At 62.1% G+C, this 11,173-nt stretch carries 11 protein-coding genes; 5 read left to right on the top strand and 6 right to left on the bottom strand.

Features of this window, described 5'->3' with window-relative positions:
• The coding region (locus tag KBF66_RS04025) for a vitamin B12 dependent-methionine synthase activation domain-containing protein (RefSeq protein WP_296652582.1) at positions 1–1,013 on the top strand (1,013 nt) is incomplete at its 5' end.
• 75 nt (positions 1,014–1,088) lie between these two features.
• On the opposite strand, the gene KBF66_RS04020 is transcribed toward KBF66_RS04025, so the two are convergent.
• Genes KBF66_RS04020 through KBF66_RS04010 form a run of 3 tightly spaced genes read right to left on the bottom strand, consistent with a single transcriptional unit; the run spans position 1,089 to position 2,926 of the window.
• Positions 1,089–2,297, bottom strand: a complete 1,209-nt coding sequence (locus tag KBF66_RS04020) for a hypothetical protein (protein ID WP_296652579.1) — start codon at positions 2,295–2,297, stop codon at positions 1,089–1,091.
• Entirely contained in the window at positions 2,281–2,574 is a 294-nt protein-coding gene (locus KBF66_RS04015) for a hypothetical protein (protein WP_296652576.1), read from the bottom strand. Before KBF66_RS04015 ends, KBF66_RS04020 begins: the two co-directional genes overlap by 17 nt.
• A gap of 16 nt (positions 2,575–2,590) precedes the next feature.
• A complete protein-coding gene (locus KBF66_RS04010; protein ID WP_296652575.1) occupies positions 2,591–2,926 on the bottom strand; it encodes a hypothetical protein in 336 nt (111 codons plus the stop codon).
• A gap of 189 nt (positions 2,927–3,115) precedes the next feature.
• Here KBF66_RS04010 and KBF66_RS04005 point away from each other — a divergent pair, with 189 nt between their 5' ends.
• On the top strand, positions 3,116–3,916 hold the full coding sequence (locus tag KBF66_RS04005) for a glycine zipper 2TM domain-containing protein (protein WP_296652571.1): 801 nt from the start codon (positions 3,116–3,118) through the stop codon (positions 3,914–3,916).
• Here the strand turns inward: KBF66_RS04005 and KBF66_RS04000 are convergent.
• From KBF66_RS04000 to KBF66_RS03990, 3 genes are read right to left on the bottom strand one after another with little or no spacing between them, the layout of a single operon-like run.
• On the bottom strand, positions 3,913–5,154 hold the full coding sequence (locus tag KBF66_RS04000; protein ID WP_296652568.1) for an MFS transporter: 1,242 nt from the start codon (positions 5,152–5,154) through the stop codon (positions 3,913–3,915). The genes KBF66_RS04005 and KBF66_RS04000 overlap by 4 nt on opposite strands.
• A gap of 43 nt (positions 5,155–5,197) precedes the next feature.
• Positions 5,198–6,193, bottom strand: a complete 996-nt coding sequence (locus KBF66_RS03995; protein ID WP_296652564.1) for a zinc ribbon domain-containing protein — start codon at positions 6,191–6,193, stop codon at positions 5,198–5,200.
• A 39-nt stretch (positions 6,194–6,232) separates the two neighbouring features.
• Positions 6,233–7,771 carry a YifB family Mg chelatase-like AAA ATPase gene (locus tag KBF66_RS03990; RefSeq protein ID WP_296652560.1) on the bottom strand — a complete coding sequence of 513 codons (1,539 nt, stop codon included), beginning with the start codon at positions 7,769–7,771 and terminating at the stop codon, positions 6,233–6,235.
• Positions 7,772–8,024: 253 nt separating this feature from the next.
• Here KBF66_RS03990 and glnK point away from each other — a divergent pair, with 253 nt between their 5' ends.
• The 3 genes from glnK (at position 8,025) to KBF66_RS03975 (ending at position 11,120) form a co-directional block, all read left to right on the top strand.
• Positions 8,025–8,363, top strand: coding sequence for a P-II family nitrogen regulator (gene glnK, locus KBF66_RS03985; RefSeq protein ID WP_296652555.1), 339 nt, complete (start codon positions 8,025–8,027; stop codon positions 8,361–8,363).
• Between the two features lie 44 nt (positions 8,364–8,407).
• Positions 8,408–9,958, top strand: coding sequence for an ammonium transporter (gene amt, locus KBF66_RS03980; RefSeq protein WP_296652552.1), 1,551 nt, complete (start codon positions 8,408–8,410; stop codon positions 9,956–9,958).
• A gap of 196 nt (positions 9,959–10,154) precedes the next feature.
• The gene (locus KBF66_RS03975) at positions 10,155–11,120 is read left to right on the top strand and encodes an SMP-30/gluconolactonase/LRE family protein (RefSeq protein ID WP_296652548.1); all 966 of its coding nucleotides are present in this window, start codon (positions 10,155–10,157) and stop codon (positions 11,118–11,120) included.
• Positions 11,121–11,173: the final 53 nt, after the last annotated feature.

The following is an 11,173-nucleotide window of genomic DNA, read 5'->3' as shown; positions in this document are numbered from 1 at the left end:
TGCCGAAGTTTGTGGGCCGGCGTGTGTTCAAGAACTTTGACCTGGCTGAACTGGCCAGTTACATCGACTGGGGCCCGTTCTTTCAGACCTGGGACCTGGCCGGACCGTACCCGGCCATTCTGGACGATGCGGTGGTCGGGCTGGAGGCGCGCAAGCTGTTGGCCGATGGACAGGCAATGCTGAAAAAGATCATCGCCGGGCGCTGGCTGACGGCCAACGGCGTGATCGGTCTGTACCCGGCAGCCGCCGTGAACGACGACGACATTGCCCTCTACACCGACGCCTCGCGCAGCCAGGTCGCTCTGACCTGGCATGGCCTGCGCCAGCAAGCCGCCCGCGAGGCCGAGGACGACGGCACCTTCAAGCCCAGTCGCTGTCTGGCAGACTTTGTACTGCCGGCGCCGGATGCTACTGTAAATATAGCTTCAGGCTCAGATGGAGCAAGCGCTAGAGGCCAAAATGATGGCAAAAGTCTGCTCCCAGGCAATGCGCCGGCCGCTGCCGCTGGGGGCGACTACATCGGCCTGTTTGCCGTCACCACCGGTCTGGGAGCGGATGCCAAAGAGGCCCAGTTTGCCACCGCCCACGACGACTACAGCGCCATCCTGTTCAAGGCGCTGGCCGACCGGCTGGCCGAGGCCTTTGCCGAATGTCTGCACCACAAGGTGCGCACCGACCTGTGGGGCTACGCGACTGGCGAGTCCTTGGCGGTGCCCGAACTGATCGCCGAGCGCTACCGGGGCATCCGCCCGGCGCCGGGCTACCCGGCCTGCCCGGACCACAGCGTCAAGCGCGAGATGTTTGCACTGCTGCAGTGCGACGAGATCGGCATGCATCTGACCGACAGCCTGGCCATGACACCCGCTGCGAGCGTGAGCGGCTTTTACCTGGCGCACCCTCAGGCGACCTATTTCAACGTCGGGCGCATCGGTAAAGACCAGGTGCAGGACATGGCGCAGCGGCGGGGCGTGGCGGTGGAGCAAGTGCGGCGCTGGCTGGGGCCGAATTTGTAGGTCTGTTGGGCGCTCCACCCGCAAGCGAGAGTCAACCGGCGACAGGTGACGGTTTCCAAACGAAGCTGGCAGACATCACCCGGGCAACGTCAGCGCCGTCGGCACGGCGCTGTTGGCGAGCAATGGCCAATCACCCGCGCCGCCGGCACCCCAGACCCACAAGCTACGGTCACGGCGCTCAGCAAAGCTGCTGTTGCCAGCCGCAAACACCGCCACCACGTCGGTCAGGCGAACCTTCACCGGCCGGGTCTGATAGCTTGACTTGACGCCCGCCCCAAGTTGCCCCCAGTCGGTGTTGCCCCAGCCGCGCAGGCTGCCGTCGCGCAGTCGCACCAGCGTATGGCGACCCGTCAGGCCCAGGCTCAGCGCCACCGCAGCGCTGATCCCTGCCACAGGCTGCGGTGTCAGTTCAAAGCCGTGATCAGGTCCGGGTGGATCGGTGCGCGTGCCGTTGCCGAACTGGCCATGCCAGTTCGCCCCCCACACCCAGACACGGCCGTCGCGGGTGATGGCGCCAGAGACGCCGTTGCCCGCAGCTACCTGCACCACATCGGACAATCCCTCGACCTGCCCCGGCTCATCCAGCGGGCGCTCCCGGCGTGGCCCACGCCCAAGCGCACCGTAGGCATTGGCTCCCCAGCTCAGCACCTGGCCTGTGCTCGTCAGGGCCAGCACATGGCCCGTCCCGATGCTGATCTGCACCACACCGGTCACGCCTGGCACCCACTGCGGCGATGAACTGTTCTGCAGTCCATAGCTGGCCGATCGGCCATCACCCAATTCACCGTCAGATCCTGAGCCCCAGGCCAACACACGACCGTCGTCCAGCCGCGCCAATGCCGTGTGGCCATGCGCAACCAGTTGCACCACGCCCCTGAGCCCGCTCAGGCGCTGCGCCGCCACGGGTGGGCGGCCAAAGCTGGCCTGGCCGAGCAAGGGTCCGCTGCCCCAGGCAAGCACACTGCCATCCTCCAGGGCGACCAATGAGCTGCGGGCTCCAGCAGCCACGCTCACCCCAGGCGCTGGCAACGGCAATGCCACAGGTGCATTGCCTCGGGTCGCATCAGCCGGCAGTCCAAGCTGCCCGTCCTGTGCCTGCCCCCAGCCCAGCACGCTGCCGTCGGCGCGCAACAAAAGTTTGTGACGCTCGCCGACCACCTGCAGCAACTGGCTTGCCGGGGCTGGCGCAGCGACCGAAGTCGCAGCGCCCGACCAAAGCGGCGTCAGGGCCAGGGTCTGCAAAGTGCGGCGGCGAGAAATCATGACATCATCGTTGTGCATCATGGGCTGCCGTTTCAAGCATCTGAGCGAGCAATCGGGCGTCAGCGGGAGTGATGCTCAGTCGCAAATCGCCGCCTGCCCCATTGAACACTATTCCAGCCAAGGGGCCAAACTCTCTGTCGTCAACGGCAAAGACTTCAATTTGTGCGACGACGCCCAAGGACGTGACGTCGTTCGCGCTGAACATGTTTTTGTGAAATGCCTTGCTGCGCTGGTACATGGGGCTGACCATGATCAACACAACAACAACGCAAAACAGCCATGCAAATGTCCCGTCCATTTTCAGCCGATCTGCATCACTTTGGCACTGCCAGGTCAGCCCCGGGGTGAGGGTGCCTGGCGGCTTTCCGCAACAGCGCTGCGATGTCTTGCGCCTGCCCAGGCGTCAATCGCAGCGCCATGACGGCGCCGGGTTTTCGAAACTGTAGCCGCACCGTCGGCGTGTTGTGGGTGTCGTGGCGAATCACCAGAAGTCGCCCGGCTTCCAGCGCCCACAGCCACTTGCGCCGCACTTCACGCACCTCACCCAGCAGTTTGTCGGGCGATGCGGCGCGTTTGACGCGCCATGTGAAGTAAAAAAAACCACCACCCAATGCCACCGCCAGAACCCCTTCCCAAGCTTGTATCGCCACCTCAGCTCCCAAAAGTGTTTTCCTGGCGCCCAATTGTGCCGCCTTGCCAAGTCAACAAACTCTGTGTGCGGTCCAGACATGGGCTTACGCTTTGATACACGCCAGCCATAAAGGATTTACATCGCTGGTTTACAGTCTGTCATCGGCGACACGAGGGTATGGTCGACCAACAAATTTCAAGGACATCTCATGACAAATCAAGCATTTGACGCCCCAGCCCCAGCGGGAAACAACAAGACTCTTTGGGCTGCCATTGCCGTGCTGGGTGTTGCGGTGCTCGCCATGGGTGCCACGCTGATCCGCATTCAAAACCAGCCGGTCGAACCCCGGGTTGCCATGGCTGATCTGCCGACCACCTTGCAGAATGCCGCAAGCGCGGCGTCAGCACCTGCCAACACCGCCAGCGCCGAAACCATCATCACCGAGACGGCACAAACACCTGCCAGTACTCCAATGGCAGTGCACACCCAACCAGTGGCCAAGGCTGAGAATATCAAGCCAAAATCGACTCCAGCGCATACCAGTAAAGAACCTAAAGCTACACATCATGAAGCAGACAAGACCGCTGAAGTGCATGCCAGTGCAAGCCCTCAGCCCGTGCAACTGCCGGCTGAAGAACCTGCTGTAGCCCGCGCACCCGAGCCAAATCCGCCCGTCTGCGCGACCTGTGGCACTGTGGAGCGGGTCATTTCCGTGGAGCAGGAGGGCAGTGGCACTGGCCTGGGTGCCATTGCCGGAGGGGTACTTGGTGCGGTGGTCGGCAACCAAGTGGGCGGCGGCGACGGCCGGAAGCTGGCCACCGTGTTGGGAGCCGTCGGGGGCGGACTGGCCGGTAACAGTGTTGAGAAAAACATGAAAAAGACCATCCATTACCGCGTGGTGGTCCGCATGGATGACGGCAGCACCCGCACCATCGAGCGAAATGACCCGGCCATGGTGGGTGCCAAGGTGCAGATCGAGGGTAACTCGCTTCGCGTCGTCAACCGTTAGTCGACAGGGCGAAGATGGCGCAGGCTAAGACGCTGTGCCAATATCAGCACCGCAACAGCGACCAGGCACAGGGCGAGCATCAGCCAAAGACCGTGGCGGTACCCCACCTGTGGCGACCACAAAATACCCAGCAGCAAAGGTGCAGATGCCCGTGCCAGCGCCTGCGGCAACCCCAACACGCCATTCAGGGTTGCCGCGTGGGCGTGGCTGACATACAGGGCAATCACGGTTCCTCTGACGATGGTCAACATGCCATTGCCCAGCCCGTACAGCAGCACAAACGCGCCAGCCAGGAACACCGAGGCGTCACCTCGCCCCGCATCCGACAACAGCACGAGCAGGCCGAACGGGATCAACATCGGCACCCATCGGTTAACGCGGTGCAGGTTCATGTGATGCTCAAACAGATACATCAATAGACGTCCGGCCACCTGGATGACACCAATTGCCGCCGGCAGCGCAATGACCCAGGTTTCAGCCAGCCCGTACTCGCGCAGCAGACTGACCATATGCGCCGGAAGCGCAACCGTCACCGACATCATGAGACTCACAAACACACCAATCAGCAGAAAAGGTGCACTGCGCACCAATTCCGACACCCCGGAAGGTGTTGAACGATCGCTGTCTGCCACCGCAGCGTGCCGCGGCGTCCCAACGGCACCACGCAGCACCAGCCAATGCAGTGGCGCACACAACAGCCAGTGCGCCATGGCCAGACACAACAGTGCGCCGCGCCAGCCCAGGTGACCCATCAACCAGGCGATCAACGGAATAAACACCGTACTGGCCAAGCCCCCCAGAAAAGTCAAGGTAATGATCGCGCGCCGGAAATCGCTGGCAAATCGCCGGGTGACCACCGCAAACGCCGGTGAGTACAGGATGGCCGCCATGGCCACGCCCAGCACCATCCAGACGCCATAGAGTCCCCAGGCCGATGACACCCGACTGTGCAAAACCAGAGCCAGTCCGGCAAGCAGTGAACCGCCCGTCATGACGCGACGCTCATGTCCACGGTCAATCCAGCGCCCCACCGGGTAGGCAGCCAGTCCTTCGGCCAGCAAAGCCAGACTGAAGGCCAGCGACACTTCGGTTCGGCTTAAACCCAGATCACGCTCCAGTGGTGCCAGCAGCAAGGCGAACAGATAAAAAACACTGCCCCAACTGACGAGTTGGCCCACCGACAGCCAGATCACCAGGCCGGGGCGATAACGCTGGCTTGTTGTTGCCGGATCAGTCAAGCGTCTTCCACGCGATCAAGGCCGTTTGTGCAGGCGCGCCTGATCACCTGGCTGGCAGCAGGCTGTCGCAGTCGGCACCGCCGGTACCGCGCACACGCAGCGGCAGCGACTGCCCCTGCGCAAGTCTTGGCCAGTTCTCAGGGGGCAGCGTGCAGGTCCAGTTGCGGCCCTGGGCCGACTGCAGCTTGACGCTATACGTCTCACGTTTACCTCCGAGTCGTTCACCTCCCAGACCGCCACCGCCAATCAAGTTGTTGGCCAGCAACGGTGTTGGCCAGGCGGGCGCCAAAAGCGCGTCACCTGCCAGACGGTCAGTGCGCGCCACACGCCAGCGATTGACGCGATAACTGCACTTCATGTCGTACTCAGGTTCCTCGCGGTACCGGGTCGTACATTCGCGGCGCTTGCTGAAAGTGCCGTCACCCGCATCCGCGCGCACGTCAACGCAGTCCTGTCCGTCAGGGACCTGGCGCGTGCTGCGCTGTTCGCGGGCGCGCGAAACCTGGTAGGCATCGGCCGGCATGTCACTGCACCAGGAAGTGTCGCGCACTGCCGTGAACCGTTCGACATCGATCTGGCGACTCCAGGACTTTTCCACCACCTGCACCTGTTCGTCGTGTTTGCTGAAAAACAGGTAGCTCAGCCCGACCCCAACCAGCAGCACCAGCGCCACGATCACCCTGAGCCAGGGCAAGCCGGTGCTCGGCGGCTTTGGCTGAGCGGGCGGTGAGGCCGCCGGCGAAGCGGGTGCCTCGTCTGACACCAGTTTCACCTTGGCGGTGCCCTCCTGCGGGCCACCACAGTTGATACAAAACGCCGCAGCGGCCGAGTTGGGTGCCTCGCAGTAGCCGCAACGCCAATCCACACCGATGTAGCGGTGACCCAGCACCTCAACCTCTTGACCCGGTTGCGGGAAATGCCGGCGCGCCGGATCCTGAGCTGCCCCGCAAGTGGGGCAGTGCCGATGGGTCTTGCTCAGCAGGTCTTTGGCATCACACTGCGGACAGTCCCACAACATTTCATAATATTGTTCTGTCATGCGCCAGATTGTGCGGGATCAGCCCTGTAGTCGACAAGATCAGTGCACCGAAATTTTGGTGCGGTACTGAATGGCCTCGGCCAGATGCTGCAGCGCGGTGGTTTCTGAGCCGGCAAGATCAGCAATGGTGCGTGCCACCTTGAGGGCGCGGTGGGTACTGCGTGCCGACCAGCCCAACCGGGTGGCAGCGACATGGAGCATCTGGGTGGCCGCATCGTCGAGCCGGATCTGCTGGTCGATCTCCTGGCTTTGCAAACCCTGGTTGGTTTTGCCTTGACGGCGCAGCGCCCGCTCGCGTGCCAGTATGCAACGCTGCTGAATAAGCGCACTACCCTCACCGGAGCGCAGTGCCATCAGTTCCACCGGTGTGACAGCCGGCACGTCGACATGCAGGTCGATACGGTCGAGCAAGGGACCGCTGAGTTTGCCCTGGTATCGCGCCACCTGGTCAGGCGTGCAGCGGCAACGGATCTGGGTCGACCCGAGGTAGCCACAGGGACATGGGTTCATCGCGGCGATCAACTGAAACCGGGCCGGAAAATCGGACCGCATGGCGGCACGTGAGATGCTGATGCTGCCGGTCTCCAACGGTTCACGCAGGGCCTCCAGTGCGGCGCGCGGGAACTCCGGCAATTCGTCCAGAAACAGCACGCCGTTATGCGCAAGGGAAATTTCTCCGGGTCGTGGCGGTGAACCGCCCCCCACCAAGGCCACCGCGCTGGCCGTGTGGTGCGGGTGGCAGGTGGGGCGCTGCATCCAGCGGTCAAGCGAAAACCGCCCAGCCAGACTGGCCACGGCAGCACTCTGCAACGCTTCTTCGGTGGTCATGGGAGGCAACAAACCGGCAAAACGCTGCGCCAGCATGGACTTGCCGGCTCCGGGCGGACCAATCAGCAACACACTGTGCCCACCGGCGGCAGCGATCTCCAGGGCACGCCGGGCGCCCAGCTGGCCTTTGACATCGGCCAGATCGGGGTAATCCACCGGTGCCACGCCGGGACTGACTTCCAGACGGGCCCAACCACCGGCGTTCACATCCGGTGCCGTCAAGGAGTCGGCCTGCGGCAGAAAGTGCTGCACCACATCGAGCAGATGCCGCGCACGGTAAACCTGCGCACCGTGCACCAGTGCCGCCTCTTCCGCGCTGCCGGCTGGCAGCACCAAGCGCGTATCCACCTGATGGGTATGCAAGGCCAGACTCATCGCCAATGCGCCGCGTACCGGGCGCAATTCGCCCGACAGCGACAATTCTCCGGCAAACTCATAACCCGCCAGCGCAGCACCATCGATTTGCCCACTGGCCGCCAGAATGCCCAGCGCGATCGGCAAATCAAATCGTCCCGAATCTTTGGGCAGGTCGGCCGGGGCCAGGTTGACAATGATTCGCTTGTTGTTCGGAAACTCCAGTCCACTGTTCTGGATGGCCGAGCGCACGCGCTCTCGCGCCTCTTTCACCTCGATATCGGCCAAACCGACCAAGGCAAAACTGGGCAGACCATTGGCCAGATGAACCTCTACCGTCACGGCCGCGGCTGCCAGCCCCAACAGTGCACGACTCTGCACCAAAGACAAACTCATACCGCCTCCTCGCTAAATCAGTGCATTTCAACTGACAACACCATCCAAATTCGCACCGTCTTGGTGCATACTGTTTTTATATACAGATATCTTACCGTATCCCCGATGTGTTGCGGGTATTTCGAGCGACCCGTTGGCGCGCAGCAAGTTTGGCACGAACTCTGCTTTACAGGCTTGTCTGACCCATGCCGGCATCGTTTGTGGGTCTGAGATTACCCGTTATCCATCCCCTGCCCCAAGCCCTGGAGAAATCATGAAACTAGTTACCGCCATCATCAAACCCTTCAAACTCGACGAGGTGCGCGAAGCGCTCTCTGGCATCGGTGTGCAGGGCATCACGGTTACCGAAGTCAAAGGCTTCGGTCGCCAGAAAGGGCATACCGAGTTGTATCGGGGTGCCGAGTACGTGGTGGACTTTTTGCCCAAGGTGAAGATCGAAGCCGCGATTGCCGACGAGCTGGTCGACCAGGTGATCGAGGCGATTGAGGCCGCCGCCCGCACCGGCAAGATTGGCGACGGCAAAATTTTTGTCTACCCGGTTGAACAAGTCATCCGCATCCGCACCGGCGAGACCGGCAAGGAAGCGTTGTAAATCACAGCAAGCCCCTTGGCTGACCTTCACTGATTGGAATCTTCATGAAAAAACTACTTGCATCCCTCGCGCTGGGCATCAGCCTGCTGCTCGGCAGCACCGCATCCATCGCACAGACCGCAGCCGCGGCCTCCGAACCCGTCGCTGCCGCAGTCGCTGCGCCCGCCAGCGCCGAAGCGCAACCGGCCGTGGCAGCGGCACCCGCTGCCGCCACCGCCAGCGAAGCAGCACCGGCCGCCGCAGCGGCGGCACCTGTACCCGTTCCCAACAAGGGCGACACCGCCTGGATGATGGTCTCGACGCTGCTGGTCATCCTGATGACGGTACCCGGTCTGGCGCTGTTTTATGGCGGCCTGGTACGTTCCAAGAACATGCTTTCGGTGTTGATGCAGGTCATGGTGACCTTTTCACTGATCGTGGTGCTCTGGTTTATCTACGGCTACAGCCTGGCATTCACCGAGGGCGGTGCGTTCTTTGGCGGCTTCGATAGGCTTTTCATGGCCGGGGTGTGGGACAACGCTGCGGGCAGCTTTGCCAACGCCGCCACTTTCAGCAAGGGTGTTTATATTCCCGAGATTGTTTTTGCTGCCTTCCAGGCCACCTTTGCCGGCATCACCGGGACGCTGATTGTGGGTGCTTTCGCTGAGCGCATGAAGTTCGGCGCGGTGCTGATGTTCATGGTGCTGTGGTTCACCTTCAGCTACGCCCCGATTGCCCACATGGTCTGGTTCTGGATGGGTCCGGACGCTTACGCTGCCAAAGACGTGGTCGACGCCATGAATGCCAAGGCAGGTTACATCTGGCAGTCTGGCGCGCTGGACTTTGCCGGTGGTACGGTGGTGCACATCAATGCTGCGGTGGCCGGCCTGGTGGGTGCCTACATGGTGGGCAAGCGTATTGGTTACGGCAAGGAGTCGATGGCTCCTCACAGTCTGACGCTGACGATGGTGGGTGCCTCGCTGCTGTGGGTGGGCTGGTTTGGTTTCAACGCCGGCTCGGCCCTTGAAGCCAATGGTTTCGCGGCACTGGCGTTCATCAACACTTTTGGTGCCACGGCTGCTGCCGTGCTGGCCTGGTGTGTCGGCGAAGCGCTGATGCGTGGCAAGGCTTCCATGCTGGGTGCGGCTTCGGGTTGTGTGGCGGGCCTGGTGGCGATCACTCCGGCTGCCGGTAACGTCGGTATCGGTGGTGCACTGGTGATCGGCTTCCTGGCGGGCTTTGCGGGTTTGTGGGGCGTGAATGGCCTGAAGAAACTGCTCGGTGCTGACGACTCGCTCGACGTGTTTGGTGTGCATGGTGTGTGCGGTATTCTGGGCGCCATCCTGACCGGTGTGTTCAACAGCCCGGCCCTCGGCGGCCCAGGTTATGTGGCCGACTGGGTCACAGCGTCGATGGTGAGCGCCGCTGACTACTCGATCGCGTCGCAGGTTTGGGTGCAAACCAAGGCGGTTCTGATCACCGTGATCTGGTCGGGTGTGGTGTCGGTGGTGGCCTACAAAATTGTCGACTTGACCATCGGCCTGCGTGCCACCGAAGAGCAGGAACGCGAAGGTCTGGACATTTCGTCCCACGGCGAATCGGCTTACGGCCGTTAAGCCCCTGCGTCGTACCGGGCCAATGCCGCCAGGTACGACGCAAGTCAAAGGATTTGTTATCGTTTTTTCGTTGTGTTGGTCTCCTGAAGTTGTTTCCTTGAGAGTTAACCCACCGTGGCCGCAAGCCCCGGTGGGTTTTTTTTATTCACGCAGAGGAGCAAAATCTGCCTGTTTCCACTTTCTATGAGTCTGTTCGATGATCACTCCTAATCCGTCCCCCTGGCAACCCGTCACCTCTGACACCTATGCGCTGGGCGAATCACCGTTCTGGCACCCGCAGGAACAGATGTTGTACTGGGTCGATATTTCAGGCAAACAAATCCTGCGAGCCAACATTTATATGCGTACGGTGGAGTCCTGGGCCATGCCCAGCGAGCCGGGGTGCATGGCACCGGCCAGAGATGGCGGGCTGGTGATTGCCCTTCGCGACGGCGTTTACCGTGCCAAACGATGGGGTGGGTCACTTGAGTTGTTGACCCTGCTGCCCTACAACCCGACTTACCACCGCAGCAACGATGGTAAATGTGATGCCCTGGGTCGCTTCTGGGTTGGCACGATTGACGAAACCCGCACCGAGGCCAATGCCGCCCTCTATTGCGTCGACGCACGCAGCGGTGCGGTACAGCTCCAGTGTGTACTCGACCCGAAGGCGCAGCCCGCCAGCACCGCCAATGGCCTGGCCTTCAGTCCGGACAATCGCACCTTTTACTGGAGCGATACCCCCAGCCACACCATCTGGTCCTGGGACTATGACCTGCCATCCAATACGCTGAGCAACCGAAGCGTTTTCGCCAGCATCCGGCCAAAACTTGAAGGATGGGAAAACGACCCGGATGACCCCGAAAACGGTTTTTACCGGGGTCGCCCCGATGGCGCGGCCGTAGACGCCCAGGGCAATTACTGGGTCGCCATGTTTGACGGACGGCGCGTCTGTCAGTTCGCCCCCGACGGTGGCGTGCTGGCCGAAATACCGGTGCCCATGCAATGCCCCACCATGGTGTGTTTTGGTGGTGAAGACCTCAAGACGCTGTACCTCACCAGCGCCCGACACCACCGCAGCGCCGCCGAGCTGACCGCTTTTCCGTTGTCGGGCTCCGTGCTCTCAATGCGGGTGGAAGTGCCCGGTTTGCCGGTGAACTTTTTTTGCGACGGACCGGTTTGACAGCAATAAAGCGCCGCCGGTGCAGCGCTCCGGCGGCGTATCGGTCATGGCGC

Source organism: Rhodoferax sp. (genome assembly GCF_018063565.1).
In the GTDB taxonomy this organism is placed as follows: Bacteria; Pseudomonadota; Gammaproteobacteria; order Burkholderiales; family Burkholderiaceae_C; genus Rhodoferax.
Note: the sequence above shows the minus strand (reverse complement) of the source record. Positions and strands in the feature narration are given on the sequence as shown.

Excerpts from the sequence above, each read along its gene's own strand:
- KBF66_RS04020 (WP_296652579.1), bottom strand. The coding sequence starts at position 2,297 with ATGATGCACAACGATGATGTCATGATTTCTCGCCGCCGCACTTTGCAG.
- KBF66_RS03995 (WP_296652564.1), bottom strand. The coding sequence starts at position 6,193 with ATGACAGAACAATATTATGAAATGTTGTGGGACTGTCCGCAGTGTGAT.
- KBF66_RS04005 (WP_296652571.1), top strand. The coding sequence starts at position 3,116 with ATGACAAATCAAGCATTTGACGCCCCAGCCCCAGCGGGAAACAACAAG.
- KBF66_RS04015 (WP_296652576.1), bottom strand. The coding sequence starts at position 2,574 with ATGGACGGGACATTTGCATGGCTGTTTTGCGTTGTTGTTGTGTTGATC.
- KBF66_RS03990 (WP_296652560.1), bottom strand. The coding sequence starts at position 7,771 with ATGAGTTTGTCTTTGGTGCAGAGTCGTGCACTGTTGGGGCTGGCAGCC.
- amt (WP_296652552.1), top strand. The coding sequence starts at position 8,408 with ATGAAAAAACTACTTGCATCCCTCGCGCTGGGCATCAGCCTGCTGCTC.
- KBF66_RS03975 (WP_296652548.1), top strand. The coding sequence starts at position 10,155 with ATGATCACTCCTAATCCGTCCCCCTGGCAACCCGTCACCTCTGACACC.
- glnK (WP_296652555.1), top strand. The coding sequence starts at position 8,025 with ATGAAACTAGTTACCGCCATCATCAAACCCTTCAAACTCGACGAGGTG.